Consider the following 18465-nt stretch of genomic DNA (forward strand, 5'->3'; position numbering starts at 1 on the left):
GCTCCCTTGGTGGAGCGGAAGCGTCTTATATACTGAAGACCCGACGATGCCTGCAAACGAAAAGACGCACCGCAACTCCTATGTAATTTGGATCGTCGCAGCTGCCCTGCTCGTAGCGGCGATTCTCTTCATTCGCTGGAAGACGAAGGATCGCGTTGTCATCCGCGCGTCGACGGTGAGCCGCCAGAGCCTTGAGAGCTCGACCTCTACGAACGGCAAGGTGGAGCCGATCCACGAGTACCAGGCCCACGCCGCCTTTCCGGGAGTAGTGAAGCGGCTGTACGTGCAGGTTGGTGACAAAGTCCCAGCCGGCGCTCTCCTCGTGACGATGGATGACACCGATATCCGGTCACGTCTGGCCGGCGCGGCGGTATCGATCAGTACGGCGAAGATTGGGCTCGACGCAACGCAACATAATGGGACGCAGGAAGAACGTCTCGCCTTATCCGGCGACCTGGAGCGTGCAAGGTCTCAGAAGCAGCAGGCGGCTACTGAGCTTGCGGCGCTACAGCAGCTACAACAGAAGGGCGCAGCCTCTGCGGCGGAAGTAGCCGCCGCGCAACAGCGCCTGCAGGCGGCAACAAGCACTCTTGATGGCCTTCAGGCGCGCAGCGAACGCCGCTACAGCCCTTCAGAGCTCGAGCGAGCGCAGCAACAGCTTGTGAATGCTCAGGCGGACCAGGCTGCGGCGGAACGCAGCTACGCTCTGGCGAATATCCGCGCGCCTTTTGCGGGCACCGTCTACTCCGTGCCCGTGGCCGAGTACGACTATGTTCCCGCAGGTGAGGACCTCCTCGACATCGCCGACCTCAACCAGATCCAGGTTCGCGCCTACTTTGACGAGCCGGAGATCGGTAAGCTCGCCATCGGTCAGAAGGTAACGATTGTATGGCCCGCCAAGCCGCTGAAGACCTGGCATGGCCATATCGACCAGGTTCCTTCTACGGTCATCACCTACGGCACGCGTAACGTCGGCGAGTGCCTGATTACCGTCGACGATGCGCAGGGTGACCTACTGCCGAACACAAATGTCACCGTGACTGTGACGACTTCCCACAGCAGCGACGTGTTGAGCATCCCCCGTGAGGCTCTGCATACCGATGGGCCGCGAGACTATGTCTTTCGTGTCGTCAACAACAAACTGGTGCGCACAGCAGTCCAGATTGGAGTCGTCAACCTGACCCGGGTTGAGATCATCTCCGGTCTGAGCGATAAGGATGTCGTTGCTCTCAGTGCCACCAGCGACAGCGAACTCTCCAACGGCTTGCCCGTAAAAATCGTCGAATAACATGGCTTACCGGCTCCCCACGATTTCGCTGTTCGCGATGTTCTTTCTCCTCCGTCTCACCGCGGTAGCGGATGTCGTCCACGCGACGACAGCCTTGAATCAAGGCCGGGTCGACGAAGCGGCATTGGAACTCCGGAGTGATCTCAAGATGCATCCTCACGACGCCGTACTTCACCAGATGTTGTGCAGAGCGTTTTACTCGGAGGAGCTTGCCGACCGTGCTATCGGAGAGTGCGAGGCTGCTGTCGCCGACACGCGTTCTGACGACGCGTTATTAAGCGAGAACCTGATGTGGCTTGGGCGAGCCTACGGTCTCAAGGCTTCACGCGCGAATCCGATCTCCGCATTCCGTATCGCCAAGAAGGTAGTAGCATCGTTTGAGCGCTCAACCCAGGTTGACGCGAAGAATGTCTCCGCCCTCAGCGATCTTGGAGAGTATTACGTTGGCGCGCCATCGATCGTTGGCGGCGGACTCGACAAGGCTGACCGCCTCGTCCTACGAATGCAGCCCGTCTCCGCAACCAAGGCCCACAGGCTGCTGGCGATGATCGCCGAGAAGCGCGATGACTACGAAACGTCGGAGGCGGAGTTCAAGCGCGCCTTCGAAGCTCAGCGAACGCCTCAGACATTGATCGACGTTGCCGGCTTCTACCAGCGCCGCAAGCAGTGCGACGAGGCAGTATCGACGGTCAGGACGCTCGTGCGGATGGACCGGGCGAAAGACTCAGCCATCGTCGATGCGGCCAGCGTTCTCACCGCCTGTAATCGCGAGCCGCAACTGGCGCGGGAGTTACTTTCCAGCTACCTCACCTCACCGGCAAGATCCGACAACGCACCCGCAGCGCGGGTGCATGTGCAACTGGGCGATCTGATTGCCAAATCCGGTGATTCAGAAGGCGCGCGCCGCGAGTACGAGGCGGCACTTGCCCTTGCCTCCGAGTATGCTCCCGCTCGCAAAGCTCTGCAGGCACGCTAACTAATCGAGATACCATGAAATTCAGCCGCACACGCAGCATGACACAGAGAGGCCGGCGACGATCGATGCTCCGCTTCCCATCATTTCTACTGGCCACCGCGGCTCTCTTTGTGCCGTGTGTCGCCGCGCAGGCGCAGATCTCTTTCTCTTCGGCCATGGACCTTGCGCTTCGGAGCGATCCAAAGATCAAAGCCGCCGAAGCGACCGTGGAGAAGGCCCGTGCCCAACTGGCCACCACGCGTGACGCCTTCATCCCGGGCGTCAGCGTGAATGGAGGATATGGAACCTCCACCGGAGTTCCGCTGAGCGTTCCCGTCGTCTTCAGCCTGGCGAGTCAATCGCAGATCTTCAACTTCGCCCAGCGCGACAATTCACGCGCAGCGGCGGCGGGACTGCAGGCTGCCCTGCTGGCAGCTGAAGAGTCTCGCGACCAGGTGACCGAGGATGTCGCCGTAACTTACCTGAACCTGGACAACGCGCAGCGCCGCCGGGGCGCGATGTCCCAGGAGTACGAGTTCGCCTCCAACCTCACCAAAATCGTGCAGGAGAGGCTGGATGCCGGCCGCGATACGCGAATCGAACTCTTGAAGGCGAAGCGCACCGCAGCCCAGGTCCACCTTCAGCTGCTCCAGATCGACGACCAAATCGCCGGTCTCTCCGACCACCTGTCTCGTCTCATCGGGCTTCCCGGAAATCATCTCAGCTCGGTAACAGCGTCGATTCCGACGCTTCCCGCGATCTCGACACTGACCGGCGATGCGCCGGACAGCTACGGCATAAAGGCCGCCGAGGAGACCGCGCGCAGTAAGCAGTTTGTGGCCTTCGGCGAAGCGCGATACCGCTTCCGTCCGCAGCTGAGCTTCGGAGCGAACTACAGCCGCATCAGCACCAGTCAGACGAACTACGTCGATTACTATCCCGGATTCAAGCAAAAGAGCGAAAGCGCTGCGTCCATCGGCATCCAGATCACGATCCCGCTCTACGACCGTCTCCATGACGACCGTGCCCGCGAGTCCGCCGCCGAAGCAAAGCGGGCGCAGTTCGAGGCGGAGGGGCAACGCAGCCAGTTCCTTGAGGGCCGCGCACGTCTGCAGCACAGCGCCAGCGAGCTTGAAGCGCGTAGCGATCTGGCCGGCATCGACCGCGAACTTGCGCAGGAGCAGCTTGATATTGTGCTGGCGCAGCTTTCGGCGGAGCACGGGAGTGTTGGAGGGCCGCTAATGACTCCCAAGGATGAACAGAACGCCCGCCTGCAGGAACGCGCTCGGGCGATCGATCTGCTTGAAGCGGAGTTCCAGCTGAACCAGGCGCAGATCAACCTGATGCGCCAGACCGGACAGCTTGAAAGCTGGGTGAAGCACCTGGAGGCGAATTCGGTTGCGCCAGCTGCGTCTACGACGATCGTGCCTGGTTCAGGCTCGGTCACGCCCTAAGCGACTCAGCGGCGATACCCTTCCAACAACCAACGCTTCGCGGCTCCAAGGGCTAACGGAGTGGTAAACTATGAGGTAGCGATGAAGCCACTTAAGACACTCTTTCTGAACCCGCCTTCCTTTGAGAAATTTGATGGTGGAGCCAGCTCCCGCTGGCCCGCGACACGTGAGATCGAATCCTACTGGTACCCGGTATGGCTCACCTATCCCGCCGGCATGCTCGAAGGCTCTCGCCTCGTCGACGCTCCGCCGCACCACCTCAGCTGGCAGGATGTGGTCGAAATCCTTAAGGACTACGAGTTCCTCGTCCTCTTCACCAGCACGATGGGCTGGGAGGGCGACCAGAAGATGGCCGAGGTCATCAAGCAAACCTATCCGTCGATCAAGATTGCCTTCGTCGGACCTCCGGTGACCACCTCACCAGACAAGGCGCTGAATGAGTGCCCGGCAATCGACTTTATCTGCCGCCGCGAGTTCGACTTCTCCGTCGTGGAGTTCGCGAATCACAAGCCTCTTGCAGAGATCCTTGGCGTCAGCTACAAGGAAAACGGTGTCATCCAGCACAACGCAGATCGTCCGCAGGTCACTCCGGAAGAGCTGGACGAGATGCCCTGGGCGACCGAGATCTACCATCGCGATCTCGATGTCACCAAGTACTCGGTTCCCTTCCTGCTACACCCTTATGTGTCTCTCTACTCGACACGCGGCTGCCCGGCTCAGTGCACCTTCTGCCTGTGGCCGCAGACGCTCTCGGGCCACGCCTGGCGCAAGCGGTCTACAGATGATGTCGCTGCAGAGATGAAGCAGGCGAAGGAACTCTTCCCGCACGTAAAAGAGTTCTTCTTCGACGATGACACCTTCAATATCCAGCGCGCCCGCACGGTCGAGCTGTGCGAGAAGCTGAAGCCGCTTGGCTTGACGTGGTCCTGCACCTCGCGCGTCACCACGGACTACGAGACCCTGAAGGCAATGAAGGAAGCGGGCTGCCGCCTGCTGATCGTCGGCTACGAGTCCGGCGACGAGCAGATCCTGAAGAACATCAAGAAGGGTGCGACCGTTCAGCGCGCGCTCGACTTCACCCGTGACTGCCACAAACTCGGCCTGGTCATCCACGGCGACTTCATCCTCGGCCTGCCCGGAGAGACGAAGGAGTCGATCCGCAACACGATCGAGTTCGCGAAACAGCTCGATTGCGAGACGATCCAGGTCTCGATTGCGCACGCCTTCCCTGGTACGGAGTTCTTCGACTACGCGAAGGCCAACAACTTCATTACCAACGAAGCGATGAGCGACGATGGCGGCCACCAGATGGCGCACATCGAATACCCTGGCCTTCCCGTCGAGTACGTGATGGAGATGGTGCACAAGTTCTACGACGAGTACTACTTCCGCCCCAAGGCGGCCTTCCGCGTGGTGTGGCAGGCGATCGTCAACCGCGATGTGCCCCGCCTCTACACCGAGGCCGTTAGCTTCATGAAGCTCCGCTCGCAGCGCAACAAGGCTGCCCGCGCTGCGAAGGAAGCCAACGCAGTGAAGGCTCAGGAATCGGTCAGCATGAACGCGTAGCGTTCACGAACTCCAACGAAGAGGCGGTCAGCAAGTCTGCTGGCCGCCTTTCTGATTTTGCTCGAAGGAAAATGAAGCACACCCTCTCATTCCGGCGTTACCTGATCCTGCTCGCCGTGATGCTGACCGTATCGGTCGGCGACACGATGCTGTCGCATGGCATGGCGCAGGTTGGGCCCGTATCGGCGCATCATCTCGGACTGTTGCTCGTCGCAATGAAGAACCCCTGGATCATCGGTGGAATCCTTCTGCTCATCGGATACTTCGCAAGTTACCTTACCGCATTGAGCTGGGCCGACCTCACCTTCGTCCTCCCTTCCACCGCCTTCAGCTACGTAGTCATCGCGTTGCTGGCGAAGTTTTGGCAGCATGAGACGATCTCTCTTTATCGCTGGCTGGGAATCATGCTGATCGTCTGCGGTGTCGGGTTCGTCGCGAACGGGCCATCGCTCACCGAGCATCCGCCAAAGCCCTCAGAGAAAGAGATGGAGGAGGTATGACGACCGTCGGCGTGGCCGAGAAATGGGCTCTGATTGGCGTTGTCGCGGTCTCGGCGATTGCGGGAGATATCCTCACTGCGGGCGCGATGCGTCGCATTGGCGATCTCGACCTGATCCGGGCGAAATCGGGAATTTTGGGCGCGGTCAAGGCGGTCGTTACCAACCCAATGTTTCTGCTCGGTGTGTGTTCCATGGCTGTGAGTTTCTTCTCGCTGCTGTTCACCTTGAGTGTCGTCGATGTTTCGCTCGCGACCCCGGCAAGCGCGGCGATCACCTACATTGGCAACGCCTTCGCGGCGAAGTTCTTCCTGCACGAGAACGTCGACAAACGCCGCTGGATCTCCGCCGCGTTCGTCACCGCAGGCGTCGTTCTTCTAGCGAAGTAACGACTTAAGCCAGGGTGCCCCATCCATCGCGCCGTTGCTTCTCGCGATGGGTGGGACGTAGAACGCACGAGCTAACGAACCAGCAGCGGCATCAACCCCGTAGCCGGAAGCTCTGCAGAAAGATACCGAGCAGCATCCCCCACAATCGCTCCGGCCGCGAGCCTCCCACCCCGTATAGCCCCCTCCATCGTTGATGGCCACTCGGTCGCGGTCCAGTCTCCAGCAAGAAAGAGCCCTGGCCATTGCGTCTTCTGCGTGGGCCGGTAATGATCAAGCCCTGGCGTCACCGAAAACGTTGCGCGAGCCTCTTTCAACACGCTCGACTTCACCAGCCGTGCGGTCTTAATCGCCGGAAAGAACATTGCTAGCTCTTCAAGGGCGGATGCGAGTATCGCTTCCCTCCCCATCTTCAACTCCGGCCAAGACGCGCTGATCACCAGCTCAAGATAAGTCCCGCGCGAAGCCGGCCAGCGACGTATTCGTGACTTGGTGAAGATCCATTGAATACGCGTATCGAGCAGGACGGCATGGTCTACATCGATCACCTCACGGTCGTACCAGAGATGAATCGTAGTGATGGGCGCAGCGATAAAGTGGTCGAATCCAGAGGCGATGGGAGCGCCATCCGGCAGTCCGCGCAGGATGCCCTGCGTCTGCTTGAAGTCCACCGCCAGAATGACGTTACTCGTCTCGAAGTCTGCGCCATCGGTCGTGACGCGCCAGCGATCTCCGGCAATCTGTTCAAGCGCTGTCATGCCGGTCTTCAGGCGCACATCGACACCACGCGATTGCGCCAGATCCGTCAGTGGCGCGAGCCACTCGCTAAGCGGCAGCGCGGGAATCCCAAGGCGACCGGCCTGCGGCGACCGTAGAAACGATTCGTGGAAGACCTTGCCTGCATACTTCGTCGAGCAGTTGTCGAAGCCATCGTTCAGGGCTCCAACCACGACCGGCTCCCAGAAGTGGCGAATCCCCCGCTCAGTCTGATGCGTTCGTTTCAGCCACGCCGCAAAGCTCTCTGCATCCGAGGCCGGATAGCCACGCAAAAACTCCATCAGTCCACGTGCGATGCCTATCTTGTCACCAAGCCCAAGCATCGGGGCACGCAGAAAGCTCATCGTCTGATGCGACGGCGCGGGCAGCGATCCAGGTGCAAGCCGCGTCCTATTGCCATTGGGCTCGAGGAAGAAGAGTTCGTCGTACCAGCGGATCGTGTCTGCCGCACCAGCTTGTTCGAACAGATCAATCAAGTTTGTGCAACAGCCCAGGATGACGTGCTGCGAATCGATAACCTCTTCGAGCGCAGGATGCGGATAAGAGTAGGCACGTCCGCCCAGCGTCGGCCGCCGGTCGAGCACGGTGATGCTGTTGCCACTGGTGCCCGCTCCGCCTTGCGACAGGGCAAGCGCAGCGGCAGTTCCCGCAAGCCCACCACCGACAACGACTACGTCACGCTGAATCGCTCCGCTCATCCGAAGATTCGGTTCCTGAAGGACAGCAGAACTCCCTGCGCGAGAATCGTCAGCTTCTGCGCAGTCGGCACCGAGGCACGCTCGCTGAAGACATCATAGTCCGCGGCGATGATGCGCTCCAGCAGACGGCGGTAGATGGTCACCAGCACCCACAACGCCGCGCGGCTGTCGCGGTCGATCAGAGGCAGCAACTGCTGCGCCGAGCCGTAGTAGACCTCAGCTTTTTCGCCAAGAGCGCGCAGCATCTGGCGATCATTCTCAACCGGCAGTTCTCCCGAGGAGAGTACTTGCAACCGGTCGAAGGTGAGCCCATATCCCGCCATGAGGTCGAGCGGGAGATAGGAGCGCCCGCGTTCGGCGTCTTCCTTCACATCGCGAAGAATGTTCGTCAACTGGAAGGCTATGCCGGTCTCTTCGGCAAACTTCTCGGCGCGCGCGTCTGAGTAACCAAAGATCCGAATGCACACGAGGCCAACCACCGATGCGACGAGATAACAATAGCGATAGAGTGCGTCGAAGTCGGCATAGCCGCTTATTTGGCCGTCATCTGTCTCGTCCGGGTAGAGGTCCATCGTCGTGCCCTGCACAAGCTGCTCGAGCAGATCGTCCGAGATGCCGAAGCGGGCCTGTGTGTCACGCACCGCGACGAAGACCGGGTCTGTGTCTTCGAGCGTGGATCGCCTCCATGCAGCGATCCACTCGTCCATCATCACGCGACGAACTTCGATGGAGAAGGTCTCGTCGTCGGAGAGGTCATCGGCCCGGCGCATGAAGGCGTAGATCGCGCACATGGCGTCGCGCTTGGCTCGCGGCAAAACGCGGAAGGAGTAGTAGAAGTTCTTCGCCTCGCGCTTCGCGATAGCCTCGCAGACCGCGTAGGCCGCGGCGATCTCCAAAGTAGGCGGCTCCATGGAGACAGGTGCGTTCACGATCTCGCTCCAAGCAGCTTGCCCCAGACCGCCCCTGCGAGCAGTTGAAGCTTGCGTGATTTCGAGACCTCCGGGCGGCTCTTCAACGTGTTGAAGTCCTGCGCGGCGATCGCGTCCAGGATAGACTCGCCGCCTTTGCGGAAGAGATCCAGAGTGGTCGCAAGCTCGCGATCAACATGCTGGCTGATCGCGCTTCCCTCGAGCAGCATCTCTCGTGTGTACGTAACGAGATGCTGCATCAGCGCTCGAAAATGCGGCGTAAACCGGCGTGCAGCAATATCGTCGTCGGTTACGCCAAACTGCGTCATCAGATTGGCAGGCAGATAGCGACGGCCACGCTCCCAGTCCTCGACCACATCCTGCCAGAAGTTTGCGAGTTGCAGCGCGGTACAGATCTTATCGGAGAGCAGAGCGAGCGACTCTTCGCGGTGGCCGGAGATCAGCAGGACGAGTCTTCCCACGGGATTTGCCGAGTCATGCGAGTACGCATTCAGCTCGGCAAGCGACTCGTAGCGCGTCTTCGTCTGGTCGAGCCGAAAGGCGGCCAGCAGATCGTGAAAGAGATGACGCGGCAGGTTGTGTTCCACGATGGTCTCATGCAGCGCGACAAAGACTGGGTGCCGCGATTGTGCAGGCGCGTCGTAGCACTCGTCGAGCAGAGCTCCCCACTCATCGAGGAGGCGAAGTGCGGTCTGCGGATCGGCGACCTCATCACCAAGATCGTCTGATACGCGGCAGTACGCGTAAACACTCTCGAAGTGTGGACGCACTGCCTTGGGCAGGAACCACGTCGCAACGTGGAAGTTTTCGTAGTGCGTAGTAGCTAGATTGCGGCACCACAGCTTCGCCTCAGTCAGCGTAGGCCGCACAGCGGGCATGAGGTACTGCGGCGAAGCGCCTTCAAGATTGCCATGTACGGAAACGGCTAGCTCTGCCGGCGAGCTCATCGTGCGGCTCCCACCAGTACCGACTCAGCCCGTGCGGGGCTCTCTAATAGTTCGCTGCCAGGGAAGATCGCCGTCTTGATCTCCAGCCGTGACGCTCCGCGGGAGCGAGTCAGCATCTTGTGGAAGAGCTGCGGGACGTCAGCAAGCGACGCCCGGCCCGTAATATACTCCGACGCTTTGAAGCGACCGCTTGTGATGAGTTCGAACGCTGTCTGGCAGGCGGCTGGGGTGTGATGGAAGCTGGCCTTCAGCGTGATGTCGCCGTAGTGCAGGCGGTTCGTATCGAGCGTGACGCGCGTCCCTGAAGGTGGCCCGCCGAAGAAGTTCACGGTCCCGCCCTTGCGTACCATATCGACGGCCCATCCCCACGTCATGGGAGTGGCGACCGCTTCAATCACGGAGTCCCCGCCGCGCTGCTGCGGAGTCAACGCACGTGTGGCGGCAACCGTATCGATCCGATCGTGGATCTGCACCACCTGAGAGGCCCCAAAGAGCTTCGCCGATGCGATCTGGTCTTCTCGCTTGACCACGGCAATTACGTTGATGCCCGCCAGTTCTGCCGCGTGCATGAACATCAGCCCGATAGGCCCTGCACCTACGACCACCATCGTGTCACCGGGCCGCGCCATGGTCTCCTCCAGGCCGCGAACCACGCAGGCCAAAGGCTCGGTCAGAGCGGCGTGCTCAAAGGCAACTCCCTCGGGAATACGTAGTGTGTTCTTCTCGACGATCCTCGCAGGAACCCGGATGTACTCCGCGTAGGCACCGTTATTGAACAGCAGGTCCTCGCAGAGATTCTGCTGGTCGTGCTCGCAGAAGAAACACACGTCACAAGGCGCGGAGTTCAACGCGACGACACGGTCGCCTATAGAAAATCGTGTAACGCCCTCTCCAACGGCGGAGACCGTTCCGGCCAGCTCGTGACCGAAGGGAATGGGCGGCTGCAGCATCATCGCGTGGTAACCGCGACGATAGACCTTCAGGTCCGTACCGCAGGTCAGCGCCGCCCCGACACGGACTACGATCTCTCCCTCCTCCGGCAACGGAACGGGAACCCGTTCCAACCGGAGATCTTCCTTGCCATACAGCACCGCTGCGAGCATTTGATTCGACGTTCTCATTCTCTTGATTTTCTCACCGATGGGCCTGGAGATGTGCCATGCCGTGTGCCGAGCGATTTGATCAGAGAAAATCCGCTCCCCAGCTGAAGTCGCCCGAAAGGAAACTGCATCTGATACATTGAGCCAGACTATGCCTTTCGTTTCCCCAGACGTGTTTCTCAAACAACGTGTCGCAGCCGTGCAGGAGTATTCCCTGCTAACGGGACAGGCGGTCGCGAATATCTTTACCGGCCCGCACTACTGGGATGACGTCTTCACCCAGATGGATTCCATCGGCGTCGGGTCGATGCCGATCGTCATTCTGACCGGATTTTTCACCGGCTGCGTGCTCGCTCTCCAATCAGCAAGCTCGCTTGAGGCCTTCGGTGCGATCAGCATGACCGGTAGCCTGGTCGCGCTCTCGATGGTCAAGGAACTCGGGCCGGTGCTGACCGGACTGATGATCTCCGGCCGCAACGCGTCGGGAATGGCGTCGGAGCTGGGCTCCATGAAGGTCACCGAGCAGATCGACGCCATGCGCGCGCTGGGCACCGATCCAGTTCGAAAACTAGTCACCCCTCGACTGATGGCCACCGTCTTCATGCTTTTCTTCCTGACCATCGTCTCCGACGCAGTGGGAATCGCGGGCGGCGCCCTGGTCAGCGTGACCATGCTCGGTCTGAATTTTTCGTCCTACTTCCACACCTCCTATCGCTCGCTGACCTACGCGGGAGTGACGCAGGGGTTGGTCAAGCCGCTCTTCTCAGGCTTCATCATCGCGACCGTCGGCTGCTACTTCGGCATGACCACCAAGGGCGGAACTCAAGGCGTCGGTCGTTCGACGACGCAAGCTGTCGTCGTCTCCTCCGTCTTCATCATCATCGTGGACTTCCTGGTAAGCCGCGCGATGATCGGCATCTTTGGCAATCAATAGACCTTGGCAGTGTCAGACGGCGGACGATGGCGAATTCAGTGACTTTGGACAAGACGGAACCGGCTACCGCTGCAAGCAGCGCCGAGCCCGTGGTCGTCTTCGAAGACGTTTCCATCATCTTCGACATCAAGCCGGTACTCGAGAAGATCTCGTTCAGTGTGATGCCCGGTGAGACGCGGATCATCCTGGGTCCGGCAGGCTGCGGCAAGTCGGTTCTGATGAAGCTCGCTAACGGCCTGCTCAAGCCGGATACGGGTTCCATCAAGGTCTTCGGGCAGGATGTGACGAAGATGAGCGAGAACGACCTCTACAAGCTGCGGTCGCGGATCGGCATGGTTTTTCAGGAGTCAGCGCTCTTCGACTCACTCTCGGTGGAAGAAAACGTCGCCTATCGCCTGAACGAAGAGAAGGTTCCCGAAGAGCAAGCGCACAAGCGGGTGGTGGAATCCCTCCGCTTCGTCGAACTGGAAAAGGCGATCTCAAAGTTCCCTTCGGAGCTATCGGGCGGTATGCGCCGCCGCGTCTCCATCGCGCGTGCACTCATCACCAAGCCCGATTTGATCCTTTACGACTCACCCACCGGCGGTCTCGATCCCATCACCTCAACCACGATCGTCGAGTTAGTGGTGAAGCAGCGGGACGTCTCTCACACCACCTCGCTCTTGATCACGCACCGCCTCCAGGACGCTTTCACGCTCGCAACCTACCAGTTCAACACCGAGACCGGGCACATGGAGAAACTGCCCAATAACGGAATCGTACCCAGCACGCGATTCCTCGTTCTCAACGAGGGGCGCATCGTCTTCGACGGCTCCACGGAAGAGCTGGTCCACTCCGATGACCCCTGGCTGAAAGAATATCTCTCCTAGTCCCGTCGCATCTCTGGAGAGCTACTCCCGCCGCCCCTTCTGCCATTCGCTGTACGGAATACGGGGCATCGTAAAAAATGCGTCCTGTGTCTTAACGTAAGAGCCAAGGCCATTCATCCTGCCTATAGCGTGAAGCTCTTCGCCCAGAATGTACGGCCCAGCCGGATCGACGAACTTGTCCTCCACATACATCGCGACCACCTTGCCCAGGATGATCCGCGAATTCCCTATCTCCATCGAGGTGAACTCCTCGCACTCCAGCGCGGCATGGGCCTGCTTGATGCGAGGCACCTTCACTACTTTTGACGGCGCAGTCTCCAGACCGGCCATCTCCAGCTCATCCACCTCTTCGGGAAAGTCGGTCGCACAGATGTTCATCGGGTGCGCGATGTCTTCGGTCACCACGTTCACGACAAACTCGCGGGTTCGGCGGATATTTCTCGCGGTGTCCTTGGGAACGAACTTGCCGCCCGGGCGATTCATGACACCAAGCCCAACCACCGGCGGATCGGTGCAGAGATAGTTGTAGGCGCTGAACGGAGCGGCATTCACTCTGCCTTCTTCGTTCATGCTCGTCACCAGCGCGATGGGCCGCGGCGCCACCAGCCCGATCAGCAGGTTGTAGATCTGGTTTGGTGCCATCTCCGCTATGAAAAAGTGCATCTCTCGGTCCCCCTAAGTACGGCGCAATGAATCTCTTGCGCTGTTCCCATCTTACGGACTCAACCCTTCTGCGATTGATTCGAGACTCCACAGACTTCCATCAGACGGACACGAAGGGCTCCTTTGCGTCTTCTGCCCGGGTTTCCCCGTCTTCTAAGGGAGCCGTTCAGGTACAGTCAAAGAGTGATTTTTATCAATCCCCGCCGTATGTTCCTTGTCTCAGCGATCGCTATCGTGCTGGTATATCCGGTAGCGCCCTCTTGCCAGACTTCGCCTGCACAAACCGTTCTTGCCTCGGGATCGCTTCCAGAAGCGCCCGAACCACAGTTGGCAGCTCCTCTCATGGCGGACTCCTTGGTCGAAGAACCTCAGAGCTCCCAACCACCGGCTTCTTCCAGCGAACAGGTGCCAGCCCCAGATCCCGATCATCCTCTTACCGAGGAAGAGAAGAAGAAGCTCTCTGAAGAGCAGCTCCAGCGGCAGCTTCATCAGCGCATGGCCGGCGTGGTTCCGAACTTCAATGCTGTTCTTGGCGGCACGGCTCTTCCGCTTAGCCCCGGGCAGAAGATGCGCGCGGCGTTCCGCAGCGCTGTCGACCCGTACCAGTTTGGGTTGGCCTTCATCACCTCCGGGTATGGACAGGCGACGGACTCCCACAGCTCCATCGACCCGAACGGAACCCACCATGGCTATGGACAGGGATGGGCCGGTTTCGGCGAGCGGTATGGTGCAAACTACGTGGATCAGTTCAACGGAACGATCATCGGAAACGGCGTATTGCCAGTCCTTCTCCACCAGGACCCCAGGTACTACCGCATGGGGACAGGTTCCTTCAAGAAGCGATTCCTCTATTCGCTCTCGACGACCGTCGTTGCAAGAGGTGACAACGGCAAGCTGCAGCCGAACTACTCCAACGTCCTCGGGAACCTGGTATCCGGGGGAATTTCGAATCTATATTACCCGCGTGCCGAGCGAGGGTTTGCCCTTACGGTCGAACAAGGCATGGAGGTCACCGCAGAGGGGTCGTTCGGAGCTCTGCTGATCGAGTTTTATCCCGATATCCGGCGGCACATTCACGGAAAGAAGAAACCGACGCCCTAAACATTGCAGCGAGACGGCCAGCTCCCACTATTTGCTTGTCTTTTCGGGTGGCGTCTGAGCCGGAAGCGTATAGATGACCTCACCCGGACGGGTGTAGTGCAGCTCTTCACGCGCCTGGTGTTCGATCGCATCCGGATCCGACTGCAGACGGTCCACATGGATCTTCAGCCGGTCGTTTTCCTGCTGTAACGTGTGCAGTTCCCCATCCAGGGTTCGCGTGTCCATACGCTTCTGCTGATACACGAAAAGGCCATTGCGGCCGAAGACCACGTGATACCCAAGCCCTATGGTCAAGGCCGCAGCCGCCACGGTCGCAATCCTGCGGCGCACGGCGTAGAGGCTCTTCGCAGTACGTGCAACCGACGCCAGCCGGCTTCCGGGATGGGACTTGTTAAGCATGGGCTCCGCATGACAAGTATAGATTCCTTCGTGAAACTTCCAATTTGATCTTGTCTCCCGGACACTGCCGGAACCACAAAGCTAACTGGCCTTTCACCGGGCGGCTGGAAAGCGCCCCAATTTGACCTAGCACGAAGGTTGACGCCCGCTCCTTCCAGGGTACGCAGCAGGACGGAGGATTATGGTGCATACCAGGCCGTGGGCTTGCTATGCTTGAAGGCGACGTTGCGTCTTCTCTTCGGCATCCCGGCCGTGCCTTTGGGCAACACCGGACTGGCTGAAGACTTTCCGGGTATCAGCCCTGTCGACTACGCGGGGTAACCGCTTTCGGATCGAATCGAGTTCAAGCACGCACGGCTACAAGTCACGAAGAAAGAGGACAACATGCACTCTGCAACATCCGAATCGCTTGGGCCTAACGGTCGACCGGCGCTGCCGCTTCTCGAGTCCCTAAGCCAGACTCTGCCTGGAAAGATCTTTGTGGTCGTCGGTGCCACGGCATTGATCGCTGCGGGAGCGCATATTTCCCTGCCTCTTCCGTTCACCCCCGTGCCGCTTACGATGTCGGACTTCGCAGTGTTGCTGGTTGGCATGGCGCTTGGACCTACGGCCGCCTTCTCTGCCCTCATGCTCTACCTCCTCGAAGGCGCGGCTGGATTGCCGGTCTTCAGTCCGATGGGCCTTGGCGGTACGGCCCAACTCTTTGGCCCGACGGGCGGCTACCTCTTCGCCTATCCCTTCGCGGCTGTCATCGCCGGGGCAGCTTCAAGACTTAGCCGCTCCGGAATGTCTTCCTTCACCGCGGCAGTCATGGCGGGGACCGGCGCCACGGCAATCATCCTCGGCTTCGGAGCGACCTGGCTTGCCCACTCGCACTATCTCAGCGCCTCTTCAGCGTGGCATGTCGCGATCGCTCCCTTCATGTTTGGAGCAGCGGCCAAGGTGGTCGCCGCTGCGATGATCTTCGGCTCAACCCGGCGTTGGCTGCGCTCTTAACTTCCCACACCTCTGGCAGATCCAGCCAATTGAGAACGCCTGGATCTGCCGCACCTCCGACACCGCACAACTTGCATGGCCCACGCGACGGCGCTCCTCCGGGCGTGGATAAGGAAGATCTGTAAATGACTGCATCAAGCACCTCAATTCAAGAGATCAGCATCGCGCACAGCCCTGATTCCGATGACGCCTTTATGTTCTACGGCCTGGCAACCAATAAGGTCCGTGTGCCAGGATTCAAGTTCACCCACAAGCTGCAGGACATCGAGACGCTCAACCATCTCGCCATCAACGAGGCTTTCTACGATGTCACGGCGATCTCGTTCCACGCCTACCCTTTCATGCAGGAGAAGTACGCGCTGATGGCCTGCGGCGGCAGCGTCGGCGATGGCTACGGCCCCATGATTGTGGCCAGCCGGAAGTTCTCCCTCGATGAGATCCGCAAGGTCAAGATCGCTGTACCCGGAACGCTGACGACCGCCTATCTCGCGTTGAAGCTCTTTGCACCGGAGATCGAAACCGTCACCGTTCCCTTCGATAAGATCATTCCCGCAGTCCTTGCCGGCGAGTTTGACGCCGGGCTGATTATTCACGAGGGTCAACTCACCTACGCGATCGAAGGACTGCAGAAGGTGCTCGACCTGGGTCAGTGGTGGCGAGAGGAGACCGGACTTCCCCTCCCTCTTGGCGGCAACGCGATTCGGCGTTCGCTCGGAGATGAGGTAATGCTGACCACCACGAACGCGCTACGCGACAGCATTCAGCACGCGCTCGATCATCGCGATGAAGCTCTGGAATACGCCATGCAATTCGCCCGTGATCTGGATACGAATCTCGCGAACCGATTCGTCGGTATGTACGTGAACGAGCGCACGCTCGACTACGGCGAAGATGGGCGTCTGGCCATCCGTAAGCTGCTGGAACTGGGATATGAGCGCGGCATCATTCCGGTCAAGACCGACGTACAGTTCATAGGCTAAATCTCAACAATCGGGGCCGGATCGGGAGAGATTCCGTCCGCCCCATGTGTTATTCTTATGTAGTTGGTTCGGTACATGAGTCCTGAGTCTTCCCGATCAGCAGGCCTTTACCGCAAATGTCCTTGAACTTCTGAAGGACTCCCTCCAAAGTGGACGCGTAGCTCAGTTGGTAGAGCATTCGACTCTTAATCGACTGGTCGTAGGTTCGATCCCTACCGCGTCCACCACTTACAGCCCTTTCAAGCAAGAAAATCTGTCCAGTGGCTGTTCAAGTGGCTGTTGGGTTTCAGTGGTTGTTCTCGCTTCTGATGCTGTCGTTGCCTGTCGCCGCACGGAAGCACGCGGTCACAAGTCGATTGCGATGGCTGCCTGCTATTCCCACATGACTCATTCGAGTCTTCGGAATGCGATGGCTGTGCTCAATCGGCGGCCTGTCTAGCTTTGTGAACTTCCAATCGACCGGTCGCGAGTTCGATCCTTGCGCTGTTCACAAATCAGCATATTTATGAGACTGCGTGGGCGTCAAAGCCGCCTTGCTCTCTTGACCGAAGTGGGCGTTCTTCATTTCTCGCCTCGGCTCGAACTTACTACTCTTGACGCGTTATCTTTATCGATGATTGATTTGGTTTAAGAAAGCAATTTGACGAGCTGCTCCGAAATCGAATCCTTATCCAGATCAAGCGCGATCCATCGGACTAGAAGTACCATGAGGATGTATCCCGTCATCAAGAGCAGCCAAAACAATCCCAACGCCGAGATAATGGTAATCAGCCCTGCAACGGCTGGAAAGTCAAGAGATTGTTCGATGTAGGCCCAGGTCAGGTGATTGGGGATCGGCTGATTATGGATGACAATCATGGGGCCAAAATGGTCGATAGCGTCGCCCTGTGCCCCGATGCAAATTCGACCCAGGATGACGCCACCCGGTATTGCAAAGACTAATAACGCGTAAAAAGCCGCCCGCAGCAACCAAACTTGTTCGTTGTACGGTTTGTACAGCAAGAGCAGCCGTCGCATCAACGAGTTGGGTCTCGACGGTATATGGATGCGTTGCTCAAAACCGGCCCGAACCAAATCAAGTTCCTCGCGAACCTTGGCGCGAATGCTATCTAGATCATCATCGTTAGCGGTGGCTATCCTGAGTTCCTGCCAAGCTTTCCAGAAAAGTACACGGTCCGTGGCCTCTCTGATGACTTGAGACCGCTTTGTGCTTTCGCCGCGTTCTTTGAACCAAGCAAAGAGCAGGGCAATCACTGTCCCTACAAAAGTTGCACCTGCAGTGACAACCGCAGCCAAGAGCGGCGCTAGGACGGCGGCAATGCTCTTCCAGTCGGTTTGCATGATCTCGTACATTAGGCTGGACTTTACCTAATGTAAAGCAATATATAGATCACGATCGCAAATCTGCACTCTGTCGTGTTCTCCTTTTATTTGCCTAAACCCTATCATGTTTGATCCCAACGCCAGCCTGCCCCGCGTCAACCGCAACATGGTCTATCTCGGTGCCTGCCTGATTGCAGTCGTTAGGACCGGCCATGAAGAATCTCCCGTGTGCTGGGTGAGTATTGAACCGACCTCAAGAGAGTCGCTCATCCAAGGAGATCCTTCATCCCTTTGAGGCAGGACAGAACACCAGCCGAGAGGACGCTGTAAAAAGTGACGGGGCTCACTTGATGGATTGCTCTGATGTTCACGATACAAATGCCGACTCCAATTAGCAGTTCACCTAATGCGAACAAGTCGGGGTGCGCACTCTGAAACTCCTTACTAAAGATGGCCAAAACAAACGTCAAACTCAGAACGCCATAAATTGTGCCTATCCAGCCCCCCCACTGGATCGGGATCGGGCCCAACTAGCTGGTTGAACCCTATGAACAATAGGATCAGACCAAGGAAAGTCATGGACAAGAAAAAACCCACGCTAGT

At 58.9% G+C, this 18465-nt stretch carries 18 protein-coding genes and 1 tRNA gene; 12 read left to right on the top strand and 7 right to left on the bottom strand.

What is annotated here, in order from left to right; all coding sequences use genetic code 11:
- Nucleotides 1–46 precede the first annotated feature (46 nt).
- The 6 genes from OHL18_RS22035 (at nt 47) to OHL18_RS22060 (ending at nt 6149) form a co-directional block, all read left to right on the top strand.
- Nucleotides 47–1288 carry an efflux RND transporter periplasmic adaptor subunit gene (locus OHL18_RS22035; RefSeq protein WP_263377038.1) on the top strand — a complete coding sequence of 414 codons (1242 nt, stop codon included), beginning with the start codon at nt 47–49 and terminating at the stop codon, nt 1286–1288.
- A gap of 1 nt (nt 1289) precedes the next feature.
- Nucleotides 1290–2264: a tetratricopeptide repeat protein gene (locus OHL18_RS22040; protein WP_263377039.1), complete on the top strand. Its 975-nt coding sequence runs from the start codon at nt 1290–1292 to the stop codon at nt 2262–2264.
- Between the two features lie 14 nt (nt 2265–2278).
- Nucleotides 2279–3697 (top strand): TolC family protein, encoded by a 1419-nt coding sequence (locus tag OHL18_RS22045; RefSeq protein WP_263377040.1) that lies wholly within the window; start codon nt 2279–2281, stop codon nt 3695–3697.
- A gap of 81 nt (nt 3698–3778) precedes the next feature.
- A complete protein-coding gene (gene hpnJ, locus OHL18_RS22050; RefSeq protein WP_263377041.1) occupies nt 3779–5263 on the top strand; it encodes a hopanoid biosynthesis associated radical SAM protein HpnJ in 1485 nt (494 codons plus the stop codon).
- Between the two features lie 71 nt (nt 5264–5334).
- Nucleotides 5335–5763, top strand: a complete 429-nt coding sequence (locus OHL18_RS22055; protein WP_263377042.1) for a DMT family transporter — start codon at nt 5335–5337, stop codon at nt 5761–5763.
- Nucleotides 5760–6149: an EamA family transporter gene (locus tag OHL18_RS22060; RefSeq protein ID WP_263377043.1), complete on the top strand. Its 390-nt coding sequence runs from the start codon at nt 5760–5762 to the stop codon at nt 6147–6149. Before OHL18_RS22055 ends, OHL18_RS22060 begins: the two co-directional genes overlap by 4 nt.
- 71 nt (nt 6150–6220) lie before the next feature.
- On the opposite strand, the gene hpnE is transcribed toward OHL18_RS22060, so the two are convergent.
- From hpnE to OHL18_RS22080, 4 genes are read right to left on the bottom strand one after another with little or no spacing between them, the layout of a single operon-like run.
- Nucleotides 6221–7621, bottom strand: a complete 1401-nt coding sequence (gene hpnE / locus OHL18_RS22065; RefSeq protein ID WP_263377044.1) for a hydroxysqualene dehydroxylase HpnE — start codon at nt 7619–7621, stop codon at nt 6221–6223.
- The gene (locus tag OHL18_RS22070) at nt 7618–8532 is read right to left on the bottom strand and encodes a phytoene/squalene synthase family protein (RefSeq protein ID WP_263377065.1); all 915 of its coding nucleotides are present in this window, start codon (nt 8530–8532) and stop codon (nt 7618–7620) included. The genes hpnE and OHL18_RS22070 overlap by 4 nt, the downstream gene beginning before the upstream one ends.
- Before the next feature lie 14 nt (nt 8533–8546).
- Entirely contained in the window at nt 8547–9497 is a 951-nt protein-coding gene (hpnC, locus tag OHL18_RS22075; protein ID WP_263377045.1) for a squalene synthase HpnC, read from the bottom strand.
- Nucleotides 9494–10600 (bottom strand): zinc-dependent alcohol dehydrogenase, encoded by a 1107-nt coding sequence (locus tag OHL18_RS22080; RefSeq protein ID WP_263377066.1) that lies wholly within the window; start codon nt 10598–10600, stop codon nt 9494–9496. Before OHL18_RS22080 ends, hpnC begins: the two co-directional genes overlap by 4 nt.
- Nucleotides 10601–10748: 148 nt before the next feature.
- Between OHL18_RS22080 and OHL18_RS22085 the strand changes: the two genes are divergently transcribed.
- Nucleotides 10749–11531: an MlaE family ABC transporter permease gene (locus OHL18_RS22085; RefSeq protein WP_263377046.1), complete on the top strand. Its 783-nt coding sequence runs from the start codon at nt 10749–10751 to the stop codon at nt 11529–11531.
- Between the two features lie 26 nt (nt 11532–11557).
- Nucleotides 11558–12400, top strand: a complete 843-nt coding sequence (locus OHL18_RS22090) for an ABC transporter ATP-binding protein (RefSeq protein ID WP_263377047.1) — start codon at nt 11558–11560, stop codon at nt 12398–12400.
- Between the two features lie 21 nt (nt 12401–12421).
- Here the strand turns inward: OHL18_RS22090 and OHL18_RS22095 are convergent, their stop codons facing one another.
- The gene (locus tag OHL18_RS22095; protein ID WP_263377048.1) at nt 12422–13063 is read right to left on the bottom strand and encodes a flavin reductase family protein; all 642 of its coding nucleotides are present in this window, start codon (nt 13061–13063) and stop codon (nt 12422–12424) included.
- A 327-nt stretch (nt 13064–13390) separates the two neighbouring features.
- Here OHL18_RS22095 and OHL18_RS22100 point away from each other — a divergent pair, with 327 nt between their 5' ends.
- Nucleotides 13391–14164: a hypothetical protein gene (locus tag OHL18_RS22100; protein ID WP_263377049.1), complete on the top strand. Its 774-nt coding sequence runs from the start codon at nt 13391–13393 to the stop codon at nt 14162–14164.
- A 27-nt stretch (nt 14165–14191) separates the two neighbouring features.
- On the opposite strand, the gene OHL18_RS22105 is transcribed toward OHL18_RS22100, so the two are convergent.
- A complete protein-coding gene (locus tag OHL18_RS22105) occupies nt 14192–14563 on the bottom strand; it encodes an FtsB family cell division protein (RefSeq protein ID WP_263377050.1) in 372 nt (123 codons plus the stop codon).
- A gap of 384 nt (nt 14564–14947) precedes the next feature.
- On the opposite strand from OHL18_RS22105, the gene OHL18_RS22110 reads away from it, so the two are divergent.
- The 3 genes from OHL18_RS22110 (at nt 14948) to OHL18_RS22120 (ending at nt 16766) form a co-directional block, all read left to right on the top strand.
- A complete protein-coding gene (locus OHL18_RS22110) occupies nt 14948–15559 on the top strand; it encodes a biotin transporter BioY (RefSeq protein WP_263377051.1) in 612 nt (203 codons plus the stop codon).
- 125 nt (nt 15560–15684) lie between these two features.
- Nucleotides 15685–16539: a menaquinone biosynthesis family protein gene (locus OHL18_RS22115; RefSeq protein WP_263377052.1), complete on the top strand. Its 855-nt coding sequence runs from the start codon at nt 15685–15687 to the stop codon at nt 16537–16539.
- A gap of 151 nt (nt 16540–16690) precedes the next feature.
- Nucleotides 16691–16766: transfer RNA gene (locus OHL18_RS22120), tRNA-Lys, on the top strand.
- A gap of 400 nt (nt 16767–17166) precedes the next feature.
- Here the strand turns inward: OHL18_RS22120 and OHL18_RS22125 are convergent.
- The gene (locus tag OHL18_RS22125) at nt 17167–17880 is read right to left on the bottom strand and encodes a hypothetical protein (RefSeq protein ID WP_263377053.1); all 714 of its coding nucleotides are present in this window, start codon (nt 17878–17880) and stop codon (nt 17167–17169) included.
- Between the last annotated feature and the right edge of the window lie 585 nt (nt 17881–18465).

Origin of the sequence: Granulicella aggregans, from assembly GCF_025685565.1 — a bacterium.
Classification (GTDB): Bacteria; Acidobacteriota; Terriglobia; order Terriglobales; family Acidobacteriaceae; genus Edaphobacter; species Edaphobacter aggregans_B.